The 17,531-nt window shown below is 35.0% G+C and carries 11 protein-coding genes and 1 tRNA gene; 2 read left to right on the top strand and 10 right to left on the bottom strand.

Features of this window, described 5'->3' with window-relative positions; genetic code table 11:
• The first annotated feature begins 14 nt into the window (after positions 1–14).
• A complete protein-coding gene (locus tag LEM02_RS02850) occupies positions 15–1,502 on the top strand; it encodes a hypothetical protein (RefSeq protein WP_226079631.1) in 1,488 nt (495 codons plus the stop codon).
• A gap of 12 nt (positions 1,503–1,514) precedes the next feature.
• Positions 1,515–2,465, top strand: coding sequence for a tRNA dihydrouridine synthase DusB (gene dusB, locus LEM02_RS02845; RefSeq protein ID WP_010402373.1), 951 nt, complete (start codon positions 1,515–1,517; stop codon positions 2,463–2,465).
• A 34-nt stretch (positions 2,466–2,499) separates the two neighbouring features.
• Here the strand turns inward: dusB and LEM02_RS02840 are convergent, their stop codons facing one another.
• The 10 genes from LEM02_RS02840 to fusA form a co-directional block, all read right to left on the bottom strand.
• Positions 2,500–11,019 (bottom strand): DNA-directed RNA polymerase subunit beta/beta', encoded by an 8,520-nt coding sequence (locus tag LEM02_RS02840; protein ID WP_226079630.1) that lies wholly within the window; start codon positions 11,017–11,019, stop codon positions 2,500–2,502.
• A 58-nt stretch (positions 11,020–11,077) separates the two neighbouring features.
• Complete coding sequence (gene rplL / locus LEM02_RS02835; RefSeq protein WP_226079629.1) at positions 11,078–11,479, bottom strand: 50S ribosomal protein L7/L12; 402 nt, start codon at positions 11,477–11,479, stop codon at positions 11,078–11,080.
• Between the two features lie 26 nt (positions 11,480–11,505).
• Positions 11,506–12,024: a 50S ribosomal protein L10 gene (gene rplJ, locus LEM02_RS02830; RefSeq protein WP_226079628.1), complete on the bottom strand. Its 519-nt coding sequence runs from the start codon at positions 12,022–12,024 to the stop codon at positions 11,506–11,508.
• A gap of 12 nt (positions 12,025–12,036) precedes the next feature.
• The gene (gene rplA / locus LEM02_RS02825; RefSeq protein ID WP_226079627.1) at positions 12,037–12,690 is read right to left on the bottom strand and encodes a 50S ribosomal protein L1; all 654 of its coding nucleotides are present in this window, start codon (positions 12,688–12,690) and stop codon (positions 12,037–12,039) included.
• A gap of 4 nt (positions 12,691–12,694) precedes the next feature.
• Positions 12,695–13,135, bottom strand: coding sequence for a 50S ribosomal protein L11 (locus tag LEM02_RS02820; protein ID WP_010406829.1), 441 nt, complete (start codon positions 13,133–13,135; stop codon positions 12,695–12,697).
• A gap of 2 nt (positions 13,136–13,137) precedes the next feature.
• Positions 13,138–13,974, bottom strand: a complete 837-nt coding sequence (nusG, locus tag LEM02_RS02815) for a transcription termination/antitermination protein NusG (RefSeq protein ID WP_052264680.1) — start codon at positions 13,972–13,974, stop codon at positions 13,138–13,140.
• Positions 13,964–14,164, bottom strand: a complete 201-nt coding sequence (gene secE / locus LEM02_RS02810; protein ID WP_007301991.1) for a preprotein translocase subunit SecE — start codon at positions 14,162–14,164, stop codon at positions 13,964–13,966. The genes nusG and secE overlap by 11 nt, the downstream gene beginning before the upstream one ends.
• Positions 14,165–14,183: 19 nt before the next feature.
• Positions 14,184–14,256, bottom strand: a tRNA-Trp gene (locus LEM02_RS02805).
• Between the two features lie 12 nt (positions 14,257–14,268).
• On the bottom strand, positions 14,269–15,441 hold the full coding sequence (gene tuf, locus LEM02_RS02800) for an elongation factor Tu (protein WP_226079626.1): 1,173 nt from the start codon (positions 15,439–15,441) through the stop codon (positions 14,269–14,271).
• 12 nt (positions 15,442–15,453) lie between these two features.
• Positions 15,454–17,529, bottom strand: a complete 2,076-nt coding sequence (gene fusA, locus LEM02_RS02795) for an elongation factor G (RefSeq protein ID WP_226079625.1) — start codon at positions 17,527–17,529, stop codon at positions 15,454–15,456.
• Positions 17,530–17,531: the final 2 nt, after the last annotated feature.

Here is a 17,531-nt window from a genome sequence, read left to right as displayed (position 1 = left end):
TCATAAAATATAACATGTTGGGCATCCGAGAAAAGTACAATACATTTAAAGAGAGTACTCACTTCACCAAACTTAAGGCTGGTGGAAGATTTGCCATTTATGTGCTTGGTATATACTTAGCAGCTACAGTTACTATCGGCTGTTTGGGACTGATAATGGGGTCTTTCCTCTTAACCTTACCACTTGCTATGCTAATTTTTTATCCTGTAGCTTGGATCTTAATGGGAATAGTGCTTGCAGCGACATACAAAATGGTCGTTGAACCTTTATTTCACTTGGTAAAAGGTTATGTTGATGAAAAAGGGACTGTAAAGGAAGAAAAGAGTCCAAAAGAGCAAAAATTCACAAGAAGTAAATCACTGGATAGTGGACTAGATACTATATCAAGACAAACAAATGATTCGGATAAGAGGGTACGTAGAAATTCCTATTCTCCATCTACAGATAGTGGTATTGTACCAGGAAGTGAACCTGCCTCAAGTAACAATAGTCGTAGAAATTCTAATGCTTCAGGAGATAGTGGTTTGGGTGGCAAAGAGTTTCATGAAGATTTACAAACTCTTATGCATCAGACAAATAGAGAAAATTACTATTACTGGCTACAAGAACATGATATTTCTCATATTGCAAGAGCTGTATATAACTATTCAGAAAATTCAAGTGACAATGTACTTTTTTGTATTCCTGGTGATGTGAGTACTTTAAACTCAAAACTGAAAGAGTATAAAATAGAACAAGGGAACACAAAAAAAATCTTTGCCTCGATTATTAATTTAGGAGGAAACCACTGGGTAACACTGATAGTCACATGTAATGGTAACAGACAATTTAGAGCTTATTATTGTGACTCATTTGGTAATTTATTACCAAATGAGGTTGAAGGAAAGGTAAAAGACGATATAAGTCTTGCTAATGAGATTGCTGAGAAGTGTCTAGTACCCTTAAGTAATGAGGCGGAAAGTTTAATACGGGAAAGAGAAAATAATCCAGATAATGCTAGCCTTAAAGAGAAAAGAGATGATGTTGAAAAAACATTAGGTCATGCAAGAGAAGATAGAAATAAGTTAGTTAGTAAGCCAATTGATACTAGTTATATAGTGGGCATATTGCAGGAAACCTTAGAGATAGGGAATGATAGCATAAAGAGTTCTGCGGTTGATCAGCAAAAAGATGGCTGTAATTGTGGAGTATTTGCTTTAGAAAATGCTCATAGGATTACGGAAATGCTCAACGAGGATAAATCATTTGATGAAATTGACAGAGAGTTATCAAAGTACAAGCCTAGGCCAGGACAATTGCACGAGAAGAGAAGAGAGTTCGCAAAAGCACTTATGGAGGATGAAGAGTGGAAAGAATCCATTGCTGAAGGTGGAATTTTACATGATACTATACAGCAGCTCATTTCTGAAGATAGTAAGAAAGAGGAGGCACAATCTACCATAAGTTCGATTATTCAAAATGTTATTACAACGTGTGCAAGACGTTTGGGCTTAAGTAATTAATCTATAAAATCTATGTCCCTACAAATAGGAAGTTTGACGATTGATTCTCCAGTTATTTTAGCGCCAATGTCTGGAGTGACTGACTATCCATTTAGGAGTATTGTAAAGAAACTTGGTGCAAGTTTGCTAGTCTCAGAAATGATTGCAAGCAGAGCTATGATCATGCAAACTCGCCAGAGCATGCAAAAAGCAAAAGTCGATGAACTAACCGCTGTACAACTTGCTGGTTGTGAGCCTGATGTTATGGCGGAAGCTGCAAAGTTAAATGAGGGCATGGGTGCAAAAATCATAGATATAAATTTTGGTTGTCCAGTTAAAAAAGTTGTAAACGGTTACGCAGGGTCAGCACTTATGCGTGATGAAAAAAAGGCTGCTGAGATAATAGAAGCTGTAGTCAAGGCAGTGAGTGTGCCAGTTACAGTAAAAATGCGTACTGGATGGAATGACGAAAATCGTAATGCTCCGCGCTTGGCAAAAATTGCAGAAGATTTGGGAGCAAAGATGATTACTGTACATGGAAGGACAAGGGCACAGCTTTATAATGGTCAAGCAGATTGGAAATTCGTTAGAAATGTTAAAGAGCAGGTAAAAATTCCAGTTATAGTAAATGGAGATATTAAGAGTTTGAATGATGTTCAAAGTGCACTTAAAGAATCTGGGGCAGATGGAGTAATGATAGGTCGTGGTGCTTACGGCAAACCTTGGCTGATTAATCAAGCAATAAACTTTTTGAGTGGAAATAAAGTTTCTGAGCCAACAGCCTCAGAGAGATTAAGCATAATACTCAAGCATTATGACAGCATTCTTGAGTACTATGGAAGCGATACAGGAATAAAGATGGCCCGCAAACATATAGGATGGTACAGTAGCGGGCTTCAAAACTCATCTGAATTTCGTGTAAGAGTAAATAACATAATAGACAGCACAGAGGTGAAAGAAAATATAATTGATTTTTTTAGTTAAAAACAGATTAAACATACTACCTCATTAGCTATATTCAATTTGACTGATCATAGTGCGATGCCACCACACTCTCTTCTTCATCAGAATGTAATTGATAACTATTATCACTCAGCAATTTTTCGTCATAAGTCTCAATATCAAAATATTTTTCATATTTATCTATATTTTCACAAAGCGAAAGTGCTTTCACCTTATTCATAATCAGACCCGTACCAGCAGGAATTAATCTTCCTACTATAACATTTTCTTTTAACCCACTCAAAGGATCACTCTTTCCGCAAAATGCTGCTTCCGTAAGTACTTTTGTTGTTTCTTGGAAAGAGGCAGCAGAAATAAAGGAATTAGTTTCAAGGCTTGCTCTAGTAATTCCCTGCAAAATAGGAAGATAATGAGCAGGTCGTTTTCCAGAGTTATTCATAGCATCATTTTCTCTATCAATTTCCAGCCTATCGATATTTTCTCCAATTAAGTACATAGTATCACCAGGATCGGTAATTTCTACTTTTTGTAGCATTTGCTTTAAGATCACTTCTAAATGCTTGTTATCTATGCGCACACCTTGCAATCTATAAACTTGCTGTATTTCAGAAATCATATAGTGTGCTAACGCTTCTAACCCAAGCACACGTAGAATATCATGAAGATCAGGATCGCCATCCATCAATAAATCACCTTTACGCACAAAATCACCTTCATTGACTATTACATGCTTACTTCTTGATACTAAATACTCAACTGGAGAAGCTTGCTCATCTACAGGTTTAATTACTATACTGCGTTTTCCTCTACGGTCTTTTTCAGAGAACGTTACATAGCCATCTATTTCACTAACGATAGCATGCTCTTTAGGACGACGTGCTTCAAATAATTCTATAACCTTAGGTAAGCCACCAGTAATATCACGAGTTCTAACTGACTCTCTCGGCGTTCTTGTGATAACATCACCTGCATGAACCTTTTGGCCATCCTGTACATTAAGCACTGCACCAACTGGTATAAAGTAACATGCTTCCACACCACTTGAAAGTGTTATTACTTTTTCATTATCATCAAGCAGTGCAATACGAGGACGTAAATTAGCTACACCAGAGTGCAATTTCCAATCTTTTACTACTCTATTTGATATTCCTGTAGATTCATCCATCACTTCAGTGATTGAAATTCCATCTTTTAAATCCTGGTAAGATATTGTACCACTCTTTTCCGTAATAATAGGTAGTGTATATGGATCCCATTCCGCAACTTTATCACCAATCTTTACTAACTCACCCTCATTTACATAAAGTTTAGCACCATAAGGCACACTGTGCTTCAATTTTTCACTACCAAAGCTATCAATTAAGACGACTTCACAGGAACGGCTTATCACAATTTTATTTCCGTTTTTATCTATAATTATATTACTATTGTTTAATTTTATTCTAGCATTAATAGAAGCTATAATATTTGAGGATTCAACACCCCTAGTCATTACCCCACCTATATGGAAAGTACGCATCGTTAACTGAGTACCTGGCTCTCCAACAGATTGAGCAGCGATAACACCAACTGCTTCACCTATTGAAACAATTTTACCAGTTGCAAGGTCTCTTCCATAACACAAAGAACACACACCAGGACTTATTTCACAAGTTAAAGGCGATCTAATTTTTATAGCATCAAGACCTGCAATGTTGATTTGCTTTACTTTATCTTCATCAATTAATTTCCCTGCTTTTAATAATAACTCTTTGGTTACTGGGTTATATATATCATTTGCAGCTGTTCTACCCAGTACAACACTCTCTAGAGATGCAACTATAGTACTACCTTCAACTATAGCTCTTACAATAAGGCCATTTTTCGTTTTACAGTCATGTTTTGTAACTATGCAATTTTGAGATACATCAACCAAGCGACGAGTTAAGTATCCAGAGTTTGCAGTTTTAAGTGCAGTATCAGCTAAACCTTTACGCGCACCGTGAGTAGAATTAAAGTATTCAAATACATTTAATCCTTCGCGAAAATTAGAAATTATAGGTGTTTCTATAATTTCACCAGAAGGTTTGGTCATTAACCCTCGCATTCCTGCTAACTGCTTCATCTGGGAAGTAGAACCTCTTGCACCGGAGCTAACCATCATATATATTGAATTGTACTTACTATTTTCATCATACACAGATATTGCTTTTAACATATCACTTGCTATTATATCTGTGCACTTAGACCACTCATCTATAACTTTATTATACCTCTCACTTTTAGTGATTAGTCCGTCTTGATACTGTGCAGAGAATTTCTTAATTTCACCCCTTGTATAATCAACGTGTGTAGCTTTAGTTTCAGGTATGACCATATCGCAACGACTAAAAGAAGTACCAGAAAATGTAGCATACTCAAAGCCAAGTGTCATCAATTTATCAGAAAATACCACTGTAGCACTTTGACCACAGCTACGATATACTAAATCAACAATGCTAGTTATTTCCTTAACTGTTAATACCTGATTTATTAAATCGAAGCTTAGATTCTCATGTTTAGGAAAAATCTGCCATAATATTAAACGTCCAGGAGTTGTAAAAATAGTTTTATACTGAATATTTCCATCGCTATTGATGTATTCCATTTTGTACTTTATATGAGAATGAATATGTAGAGTACCGTTGTTTAAGGAATGCTCAACTTCACAAAAAGCACAAAAAAGTGGTAAATCATCCTCCTTAAGTTGCTGTAAAGTTAGGTAGTATATACCAAGCACTATATCTTTACTAGGAACTATAATCGGTCTTCCATTAGAAGGACTTAAAACGTTATTAATCGACATCATCAACACTCTAGCTTCAAGTTGAGCTTCCAATGAAATTGGCACATGTACCGCCATTTGATCACCATCAAAGTCAGCGTTAAATGCTGTACAAACAAGTGGATGAAGCTGTATTGCTTTACCTTCAATAAGGACTGGCTCAAAAGCCTGAATACCAAGCCTATGTAGCGTAGGCGCTCTATTTAGCAAAACAGGATGCTCTTTTATTACTTCTTCAAGCATATCCCAGACTTCTGGCTTTTCTGCTCTTATTAACTTACTAGCAAATTTAATAGTTGGAGCCATTCCATATATTTTAAGCCTTGAGTAAACAAAAGGTTTGAATAACTCAAGAGCCATTCTTTTCGGTAATCCACACTGATTTAGTTTCAAAGTTGGACCAACAACTATTACAGAACGTCCAGAGTAATCTACCCTTTTTCCTAAAAGATTCTGACGGAAACGACCTTGCTTTCCTTTCAGCATATCGCTAATAGACTTTTTATATCCAGTAGCGCCAGCTTTATTTACCAGAGTATTACGACGACTATTATCAAAAAGAGAATCAACTGCCTCTTGTAACATTCTTTTCTCATTACGAATCATAATCTCAGGAGGATTTAAACTTAACAATTTTCTCAATCTATTATTTCTATTAATAATAGTTCTATAATGATGATTTAAATCAGAAACTGCAGGTCGACCACTTTCAAGCGATACCAAGGGACGCAAGTCAGGTGGTAAAATAGGTATAGCTGTAAGTATCATCCACTCAGGTCTGTTTCCAGACTTGATAAAATTTTCAACAATACGTAATCTCTTTATAATTTTCTTTCTTCTTACTTCAGAAGCAACAGACTCTAACTCCTGTCTTAAATTCTTCCTAATTTCATATAAATCAAGGCGTGTTAGCAATTCTCGTATAGCTTCAACACCTTGCATAGCTATAAAGCTATCGATCCCATAGCTATTTTTAGCTTCATTATAAGCTTTCTCACTAATAATTTCACCTTTTTCAAAAGAGGAAACAAGGGGATCTATTACAACATAATTATCACTATATAAAATACTTTCGATATCTCTAAGAGACATATCTAATAATGCTCCAATTCTTGAAGGAAGTGACTTCAAAAACCATATATGAGCAACAGGAGATGCAAGCTCTATATGACCCATTTTTTCTCTTCTTACTTTAGAAGATGTAACTTCTACTCCACATTTTTCGCATATACGGCCCCTATGTCTTCTTTTTTTGTACTTTCCACATAAACATTCATCATCATTGACAGGACCAAAAACTTTAGGACAAAATAATCCACCTTTCTCAACTTTGAATGTACGGTAGTTTGCAGTTGAAACATCCATTATCTCTCCATAAGACATACGTTTAATACTTTCAGGGCTAGCAATGGAAATGCTAACCTCATTAAAAGATTGTGCGATATTAGTATGAGATATATCTTCAATTACTATGTCATTTTGCTTCAAATCCACATTAAAACACAAGGAACGCAACTCTTTTATCATGACATTAAAGGATTCAGGAATTCCACATTCAAAGTTACTGTCACCTTTTATTACCGACTCATAAATCTTAACCCTGCCATTAATGTCATCAGACTTCACAGTTAACATTTCCTGCAAAGTGTAAGCAGCACCGTAGGCTTGCAATGCCCAACATTCCATTTCACCAAAACGCTGACCACCAAAATGAGACTTTCCTCCAAGAGGTTGTTGAGTAACCAAACTATAAGGTCCTACTGAACGCGCATGAATTTTACCATCTACTAAGTGATGCAACTTAAGCATGTACATGTAACCAACTGTAACTTTGCGATCAAACTTCTCACCCGAGCAACCATCATATAATACAACTTGCCCAGAGTTATCCAATCCAGCAAGTTCAAATAGCTTTACTATTTGTTCATCTTTTGGACCTTCAAATACAGGTGCAGTAACAGGAATGCCATTACGCAACTTGTACGCAAATTCAATGAGGTGATTATCATTAATATCGCGAATATTATTACAAATAGATAAATCACTGCCACAACTATAAACCTCAATCAGGAAGTGACGTAAACTACTGTGTGCATCTTTGCAAGAGTTAAAATAATTCTCTACTAATGTAGTCAATTCATTATTTAATTCATCCTTATTAGGCGTACCTAAAATAGAAGCCGTTATTTCATCATCATTAATATCCTCAAATTTTTTATTATCAAGATATACTGCTGCAAATTTTACAAAATCATCATCACTGAGAGATCTAATTTCCTCACAAAAAGCACGTTTGATTTTATTGATCTCATCAAGAATATTGCCTACTTTTTCTCCTAATTTTTTACAAGCCCAACCTACATGCGTTTCCAATATTTGCCCTACATTCATTCGTGAAGGAACGCCAAGAGGGTTAAGAATAATATCAATAGGAGTACCATCTTCTAAATAAGGCATATCTTCTACTGGAACAACTCGAGAAATCACACCTTTATTTCCATGTCTACCAGCCATTTTATCCCCTGGCTGCAAACTATGTTTTACAGCAATAAAAACTTTTACTGACATCGACACACCTTGAGGCAGATCATAACCTTCATGCAATTTTTCTACTTTTTGCTTAAAGTTTGCTATTGCATGTGATACTTTTTCATCAAAATCTTTTTTTAAGCTCTCAACTTGCTTAGAAATAGATTGGTTTTTCAATCCTATATCCCACCACCCCTCACGTTCAATAAAATTAATACTTTCTCGATCTTGAGAGCCAGAATTAATAAGAATTTTTCTTAATTCATCATAGAAATATTGATTAATAACGTTGATTATATGGTCTCGCTCTTTCTCACAGTCGCTTACCTCTTTTTGCTTAATAAGAAATGCCCTTTCATTCTCTTCTCCTCCCCTACGTGTAAAGACCTGTACGTCAATCACTGTCCCTTCAATATCCGGAGATGTATATAAAGAAGAATCCACACAATCAAATGACTTTTCACCAAAAATTGTCATTAACAATTTTGTCTCAGGAGGCAATGAAAGAGAATGCTTAGGTGTAACTTTCCCCACCAAAATATAACCTGGACCAACTCTTGTACCAACCTTTACTATACCACTATCATCCAAGTGATAAAGATTTTCTTCATTAACACCGGGTATGGCACGAGTTATTTTTTCCGACCCTAAAGGAGTGTCATGTACAACACATTCAAATTCTTCTATATGAATAGAAGTAAATAGATCTTTTTTAACAACTTCACTAGAAATAATGATTGAGTCTTCAAAATTATAACCTTGCCAAGACATAAAAGCGACTAGCAAGTTTTGGCCAAGTGCCAATTCACCGTTATTAATAGCAGGACCATCAGCTATCACATCACCTTCCTTAACACAATCACCTACATGCACCAGTGGTTTCTGGTTAATACAAGTATTATGGTTAGAACGCTGAAATTTTCTTAGATGATAAATATCTACATCCAAGTAGTTAATTCCTTCTTTGTCAAAAGCACGTATAACTATAGAGTTACTATCTGAGCTGTCAACTATGCCACCACGTTTTGCTAAAACTACAGCACCAGAACCAGAAGCTACGAAAGACTCCATGCCAGTAGCAACCAAAGGAGCAGTAGGCCTCAATAAAGGTACAGCTTGACGCTGCATATTTGAACCCATTAACGCTCTATTAGCATCATCATTTTCTAAAAATGGAATTAAAGAAGCAGCAACCGATATTACCTGCTTAGGAGATAAATCAATGTAACTTACTTGATTACTATTTACCATTACAAAGGTACCAGCATACCTACAGTATAACATATCATCAACAAAGCAGTTGTTTTCATCAAGCTTTGCGCTGGTATCGGCTATATAATATAAACCTTCATCTATAGCAGACAGATACTCAATTTGATCAGTAACAACCTTATTAACTACTTTCCTATAAGGACTTTCAATGAACCCATATTTATTAATACGGGCGTATATAGCTAAGCTGTTAATTAAGCCTATATTCTGCCCCTCAGGAGTTTCAATAGGGCAAATTCTTCCGTAATGAGTTGGATGAACATCACGCACTTCAAATCCCGCCCTCTCTCTTGTTAAACCACCAGGACCTAACGCTGACAACCTTCTTTTATGTGTTATTTCAGATAATGGATTAGTCTGATCCATAAATTGAGATAATTGGGAAGAATTGAAAAAATCTTTTAAGACATTGGTTAACACTTTTGGATTTATAAAATCAGATGGAGAAACTTTATCTAAACTAGAAGTAGACATAGAATCAACCACTGCCCGTCCCAATTTTAATAATCCAGTTCTAAATTGATTTTCTATAAACTCTCCAACTGAACGGACTCTTCTATTTGCTAAATGATCAATATCATCTACAGATCCTTGACCATCACGTAACAATACTATTTTTCTTATAATTTCAATAATGTCTTCATGTGTTAAAGTAGTTAAATTTTCCTCATAATTTAACCCAAGGCAAGAGTTAAGTTTTAATCTACCAATGTTAGACAAATCATAATATTCCGGACTGAAGAAAAGATTACGAAAAAACTCCTCTACTATCTTTAAAACAGGAACTTCACCAGGACGCAAAACCTTATATATTTCATATAGAGCGTTTTCATAAGACATGTTTTCATCTAAGAAAAGTGTGTTTAATATGTAAGGTCCAACAGAAACATTATCTATGTTCAACACTGATATTTTATCTATAGATAATAATTCAAGCTTTTTTATATCCTCTAATTTTATAGATTCACCAGCAGATAAGATTTTTGTAGAACTAGCACTATCTATTAAATCTTCTGCAAGAAATAAACCACATATAGAATCATAAGGAATTAGATACTCTTTCAACCCGTTATCATATAGATTTTTAGCTAATTTTGAAGTAATACGAACATTAGCTTTAAGTAACACATTGCCTTCAACATTCTTTAAATCAAAAGGAAGCCTCACCCCCTTGAATTTATCAGGGAAAAAAGGTACTTTCCAGCCACTTTTATGTTTTATATACTCTATTTTTTCATAAAATTTATTAAGTATGTCATTATTTGATAAGCCCAAAGCCTTTAATAAAACTGATATTGGCAACTTTCTCTTTCTATCAATACGAAAATACAAATGATCTTTAACATCAAACTCAATATCAAGCCAAGAACCTCTATAAGGAATAACTCTAGCAGAATAGATCAATTTGCCAGAATTGTAAGTTTTTCCCTTATCACTATCAAAAAACACTCCAGGAGATCTATGCATTTGTGAAACGATAACTTTCTCTACGCCATTGATGATGAAAGTACCTTTATCAGTCATCATAGGCAGTTCACAAAAGCAAACCTCCTGCTCTTCAGCAGATTTTATAATAGTTGCAAGCTTAGAATGATCATCATCTTCTTTAATCTCTTGATATTTTTCAAGAGAAACACCATCCTGCATAATAACAAGACGTATAGAAGCAATAACCTGAGCAGAAAAAGTTATACCACGTTTTATACATTCAGATTCACTATATTTAAGATCATCTACCCTACAATTCAAAAATTCGATAGTAGCCCTATGCAAAGGATCAGATATTGGAAAAATTGTATGAAAGATAGCTTCAAGTCTTTCATTACTCTCATTATTAGGAGTAAAGGAATTATATGACCCCTTTTGGACTTTAACCAAATCCAACAAAGAATCTTTTAAATCAATCGACCTGGAATAAGAAACTCTAGGAACAAAAGCACTAGAAGTACACATATAAGAAGAATCAACCATTAAAATACCTTCACTAATTAAAAGAGCTATATCAACATAAAATTAACATACTAACATTTTATTCAAGCTCAACTTTAGTTGCTCCTGCTTCAATAAGTTTTTGCTTTATTTTTTCTGCTTCGTCTTTAGAAACATTAGCAGTCAAATCTTTGGGTAAAGACTCAACTAATTCTTTCGCTTCTTTTAAATTCAATGTAGAATTAACTTCTCTAATAGCTTTAATCACTCCTATTTTTTTGCTTGCATCAATCTCTTTGATTACAACTTTATATTCAGCTTTTTCTTGAGCAACAGGAGCAGTAGCATTATCACTAATAGGCACCCCAGCACCAACAGCTCCACCAAGAAAAGAACCACTAGGCAACCCTATTTTTTCTTCTAGAACTTTTACAAGTTCAGAAGCCTCTAATAGACTTAAAGATAATATTTTATCAACTAAATCACTTGTTACATTATTCATACTTACCACCTTATTTAACAACAAATTTATTTTTTAGAACTACAGTAATCCAAAACTCTCATAAGCCTCATAGAAGATGAATTAATAGACAATGCTAACCGAGCAGGAATATCATAAGATATTAAACGCATAATTTTAACACGCAATTCATCCAGAGAGGAAAGCTTAGCCAATTTGTTAACATCTTCCACTGTTAATAATTCATTTATATGAGCCGCACAAATCACAGACATTTTTTCTTTGTTAGCATTAACAAAATCAACTATTAACTTTGCAGCTTCTACTATAGCGCTAGAGTATATAATAGCAACAGAACCAGAAAATTTACCTGATAAATAAGAAAATTTACCAGTCCTTTCCAAAGCCAAGCAAGCTAGAGTATTTTTAACTACTAACATCCCACCCATTACAGATTTTAGACTATTCCTAAGAATCAATGAATTGCTAACATTCATAGACTTGAAATTCACCAATATTAAGAAATCATTATTTACAAACACATTCATTATGTTTTGTATAAATTCATCCTTATCTTTACGCTTCACAATTTCGCTCCCTTAAATTATATCTTCTACTTTGTTTATTTTATGAGCTTTACCCATAGTTGAATTTAAAAAAACGCTTTTAAAGTAAACTCCTTTCACAGAAGCAGGTTTATTGTCTCTAATTACTTTAAGAAAGGCTTTTAAATTTTCCAGCAAATCATCAATATCAAATTTAATACTTCCTAATTTACCATGAATAACCCCATTTTTATCCGTCCTGAATTTTATTTGACCAGACTTAATGGTTTTAGTAGCTTCCGCAATGTTAGAAGTCACAGTACCAAATTTAGGGTTAGGCATCAGCCCTTTAGCACCCAATACTTTTGCAATAGGAGTGATTTTTGCCATGAAATCAGGAGTAGTGATGCACCAATCAACATTCAACTTTCTACCTTTTTTTATCTCTTCAACTAAATCTTCTCCTCCTATAATATCAGCACCAGCTTTTTCAGCTTCCAATAAATGTTTATCTTGAGCAAAAACAGCTACTTTAATATTCTTCCCGATACCTTTAGGCAAAACTACTGTACCACGCACCTGCTCTTCAGATTTACGTGAATCTACACCTAAATTGACTGCGATATCAACTGATTCATTAAATTTTGCTGAAGCAGACTCAACAATCTTCTCCAAACACTGCTTAGAATTATCATTATATGTACTCATTTACCTAACCTTCCACAACTTCTATACCCATAGATTTTGCAGTGCCTATAACCATCTTCACTGCTGAATCTTCATTATCCACTTTCATATCAACCATCTTACACTTTGCCACTTTAATGATAGCAGACATAGATAATTTAGCCACTAATTCTTTACCAGAATTACCAGAACCTTTACTTAATTTAGCTTCCTGCTTAAGCAAATAAGCCACAGGCGGACCGCTGACAGTAAAATCATGAGAGCGATCATCCTTTATGGAAATTCTCACTGTTACTAAATCACCTACTTTATAACTAGCGTTAGCAGCGCTAGTAGCTTTATTAAAAGCTTCACAAAATTTAGGAACAGGTATACCACGCGGGCCAAGTACTGAAGCAATTTTCGGTCCTGGAACTGCTTTCCCAGCTTCCATAAGTAAGTTAATCTTAGCAACTACATTACTCATAATTAATCCTCTATTTTCTCTACTTGAGCCAAATCAAGCTCTATTATTGTTGGCTTACCTAAGATTGATACTTCAACATTAATAATTTTTTTCTCATCATTTACCATATCTACCTTACCAGTAAAATTTTGAAAAAGACCATCATTAATTTTTACTTTTTCACCTTTCTCATAACCATAACTCAACTTTTTCGTTTCTTGAGCATTGTAAAGCGCACTACACATTGAGCGAATCTCATTATCCTCAATCACCTTTGGAACATTACCATTTTTCAAAAATCCATAAACCTTAAGAGATTTTGGTATATTATTAATAAAATTTAATACCTCATCGCATAAATTCATGTATAAAAAGACATAACCAGGAAAGGACTTCCTTCGTTTAGCATTTTTTTTAGATTTTAAATCCATCTCACTTAATTCTTCACAAGGAATAAAAACCCTATTAAAATAATTATTAATATTCAATCTCATAGAATTTTCTAATATATATTGGCGCACTTTCTCTTCATAATTAGAGGCAACTCTTAAAATGTACCACTTATATCTATTAAATTCCTTACGTTTTAAAATTACCTCATCATCTGAAATCATCTCAAAATGACCAGACTCATCACCACAAAACCCAGTCATTTGATTCAAAATATTTTTGCTTTCATCACACAGATGCATACATATATATACTTCACATAACTCTTTTATATCAGATTTTACATCACATACTGTCTGATAAGGAATAAACACCTCCTTAAAGTAAACAGTATTGGTTGCCAACTCGCATATATCCTTCTCATACCCGTAATCGACTTTAATGATATACCATTTATACTTATATTCCATAAATAATTCCAAATAAAGTCTTAATTACGTAAAGAGACATAAAATCTACAAAGCAAAAGAAAATCGAAAAGCATAATATAACAGTTATTACAATAAACAAAGATGACAATACCTGCTGTTTTTTTATCCAAGCAATTCTCCTTATTTCTTGCTTTATATCACAAAAAAAAACATACAGGTTTTTTAACATTTCTACCATAATATTAATGCAGGAGCGATAGGAATTGAACCTACAACCTCTGGTTTTGGAGACCAGCGCTCTACCAATTGAGCTACACTCCTATAATTCAAAGTTTACTCTAAAATTTCCGAAACAACGCCAGAACCAACAGTTCTACCACCTTCTCTTATCGCAAAACGCAATCCTTTATCCATTGCTATTGGTACTTGCAACTCCACTTCTATACTTACATTGTCCCCTGGCATTACCATCTCCTTTCCATCTAGCAATTTTATGCTCCCAGTTACATCCGTTGTCCTTAAATAAAACTGTGGCTGATAATTTCCAAAAAATGGTGTATGCCTTCCTCCTTCTTCTTTCTTCAATATATACACCTCCGCATTAAACTTCTTATGCGGGGTTATTGCCCCTGGCTTTGCCAATACTTGCCCTCTCTCCACTTCTTCTCTCTTTGTTCCTCTGAGTAGTATTCCTACATTGAGTCCTGCACTTCCCTTATCTAGCAACTTCTTAAACATCTCAACACCAGTACATATCGTCTTTTGCGTCGCTTTCAGACCTATTATCTCTATCTCATCCCCTGTCTTTATCTCCCCCTTCTCTATTCTTCCTGTTACTACCGTCCCTCGGCCCGATATTGAAAATACATCTTCTATTGGCATTAAAAATGGTAAATCTATAGGCCTTGGAGGTACTACCGCATACTCATCTAACTTCTCCATCAATTTATCTATTGATTTCTTTCCATGCTCACTACTATCATCCTCTAATGCTTTTAACGCAGACCCAACTATCACAGGCACTTCATCACCTGGAAATCCATACTTACTTAGCAACTCTCTCACTTCCATTTCCACCAAATCTATCATATCAGCATCAGCAACATCAGCTTTATTTATATATACCACGATATATCCAACACCCACTTGTTTTGCCAGCAATATATGCTCTCTCGTTTGTGGCATCGGTCCATCAACCCCCGACACTACCAATATCGCTGCATCCATCTGTGCTGCACCTACTATCATATTCTTCACATAATCAGCATGTCCAGGGCAATCAACGTGTGCATAGTGTCTCTTTTCTGTTTGATATTCAACATGCGCTGTTGCTATTGTTATCCCTCTCTTTCTTTCTTCTGGCGCTTTATCTATTTGATCATATGCTACAAAATTACCATAATGCTTTGTTATCGCCGCTGTTAACGTTGTCTTCCCATGATCCACATGTCCTATCGTTCCCACATTTACATGCGGCTTTCCAAATGCTTCTACTATCGCTGTCATAATTACTAACCTTTAATTATACTTTAACTTTAACTCATCAACCACATATTGTGGCACTTGTTCATAACAAGAAAAATGCATACTATACTGAGCTCTTCCCTGAGATATAGAACGCAAAACATTTATATAACCAAACATATTTGCAAGAGGAACCGAAGCAGTAATTATTTTGCTATTATTACCTAAATCCAGCATATCAACAACACTGCCTCTTCTACTATTTATATCACCCATAACATCACCCATATATTCTTCAGGAGTAATGATTTCCACTTTCATTATAGGTTCTAGCATTTTTGGACCAGCTTTATTTGCCATTTCCTTAAAAGCACCTTTAGCAGCAAGTTCAAAAGCCAAAGGACTAGAATCAACATCATGAAAAGCACCATCAAGAAGAGTAGCCTTAAAATCAATCAATGGAAAGCCGGAAATTATACCACCTTCTTTTATCAACTCTAAGCCATTTTGCACTCCAGGTATATACTCTTTTGGAATAGCACCGCCTACAATTTTACTTTCAAACTGAAAGCCACAACCAGGCTCAAGAGGTTCGAATTTTATTTTAACTTTAGCAAACTGACCAGCACCACCTGATTGTTTTTTATGAGTATAATCAATTTCAACAGATTTAGTGATAGTTTCACGATATGCAACTTGAGGCGCACCAACGTTAGCTTCAACATTAAACTCGCGCTTCATTCTATCAATAATAATCTCAAGATGCAGCTCACCCATACCTTTCAATATAGTCTGCCCACTCTCCGCATTTACTGATATCCTTAAGGAAGGATCTTCTGCAACCAATCTATTCAAAGCAACACCTAATTTTTCCTGATCTGAGGTGGTTTCCGGTTCTATAGCAGTTTCAATAACAGGATCAGGAAATTCCATACGCTCTAATAGTATAGGAAAATCAGATGAACATAAAGTATCACCAGTAATTGTTTTCTTTAATCCAACTAAGGCAACTATATCACCAACTTTAGCTTCGTTTATATCTTCTCTGTTATTTGCATGCATAAGCAACATTCTACCAATTCCTTCAGTCTCATTCTTTCCAGCATTTAACACAGCAGATTTAGATTTTAACTTACCGGAATAAATACGAATAAACGTCAAGCTACCTACAAATTTATCCATCATCACTTTAAACGCAAGAGCAACGAATTTCTCTTTTTCTGAAGGTTTGATCTCAATTTTCTTTTCTGAATCTTTAGGATCAGTTCCAATAATTACATCAACATCAATAGGAGAGGGTAAAAAATCAACCACACCATCTAAAAGTGATTGCACGCCTTTGTTTTTAAAAGCTGACCCACATAATACAGGGACAAATTTTCCTTTAATGGTCCCGCTTCTCACACACTTTTTCAATAAATCAATTGGCAGATCGTTAGATTCAAAGTAAGTATTTATCGCCTCATCATCCACTTCAGCTGCAGCATCTAATAAAAGATTTCGATACTCTTGAGCCTTATCAAGCAAATCAGAAGGAATATCTTCATAAGAAAATTTAGCGCCTAATGTTTCTTCTTGCCATATAATAGCTTTCATAGAAATAAGATCGATTATGCCTTTAAAATCTTTCTCACTTCCTATTGGCAACTGAATAACTAAAGGTGATGCGCCAAGCTTCGTTTTTATCATATCGACACATCGATAAAAATTTGCCCCGATTCTATCCATTTTATTAACAAAGCAGATACGAGGAACGGTATATTTATCAGCTTGACGCCAAACCGTCTCAGACTGAGGCTCAACTCCAGCAACTCCATCAAATACAGCAACTGCACCATCCAAAACCCTCAAAGATCTCTCAACTTCAATAGTGAAATCAACATGACCAGGAGTATCTATTATATTAATTCTATGATCATTCCAAAAACATGTTGTTGCAGCAGAGGTAATTGTAATGCCACGCTCCTTCTCTTGCTCCATCCAATCCATAGAAGCTGCACCATCGTGCACTTCACCAATCCTATTTTGTTTACCAGTATAAAATAAAATACGCTCTGTTGTGGTGGTCTTGCCAGCATCTATATGAGCCATTATTCCTATATTTCTATACCTAGATATTAAAACTTCCATAC

The organism is Wolbachia endosymbiont of Tribolium confusum, assembly GCF_020405475.1.
In the GTDB taxonomy this organism is placed as follows: Bacteria; Pseudomonadota; Alphaproteobacteria; order Rickettsiales; family Anaplasmataceae; genus Wolbachia.
Note: the sequence above shows the minus strand (reverse complement) of the source record. Positions and strands in the feature narration are given on the sequence as shown.

What these genes read in the sequence shown, in the direction of transcription:
- LEM02_RS02850 (WP_226079631.1), top strand. Translation starts at nt 15, where the DNA reads ATGTTGGGCATCCGAGAAAAGTACAATACATTTAAAGAGAGTACTCAC.
- dusB (WP_010402373.1), top strand. Translation starts at nt 1,515, where the DNA reads ATGTCCCTACAAATAGGAAGTTTGACGATTGATTCTCCAGTTATTTTA.
- LEM02_RS02840 (WP_226079630.1), bottom strand. Translation starts at nt 11,019, where the DNA reads ATGGTTGATTCTTCTTATATGTGTACTTCTAGTGCTTTTGTTCCTAGA.
- rplL (WP_226079629.1), bottom strand. Translation starts at nt 11,479, where the DNA reads ATGAATAATGTAACAAGTGATTTAGTTGATAAAATATTATCTTTAAGT.
- rplA (WP_226079627.1), bottom strand. Translation starts at nt 12,690, where the DNA reads ATGAGTACATATAATGATAATTCTAAGCAGTGTTTGGAGAAGATTGTT.
- LEM02_RS02820 (WP_010406829.1), bottom strand. Translation starts at nt 13,135, where the DNA reads ATGAGTAATGTAGTTGCTAAGATTAACTTACTTATGGAAGCTGGGAAA.
- nusG (WP_052264680.1), bottom strand. Translation starts at nt 13,974, where the DNA reads ATGGAATATAAGTATAAATGGTATATCATTAAAGTCGATTACGGGTAT.
- secE (WP_007301991.1), bottom strand. Translation starts at nt 14,164, where the DNA reads ATGTTAAAAAACCTGTATGTTTTTTTTTGTGATATAAAGCAAGAAATA.
- tuf (WP_226079626.1), bottom strand. Translation starts at nt 15,441, where the DNA reads ATGACAGCGATAGTAGAAGCATTTGGAAAGCCGCATGTAAATGTGGGA.
- fusA (WP_226079625.1), bottom strand. Translation starts at nt 17,529, where the DNA reads ATGGAAGTTTTAATATCTAGGTATAGAAATATAGGAATAATGGCTCAT.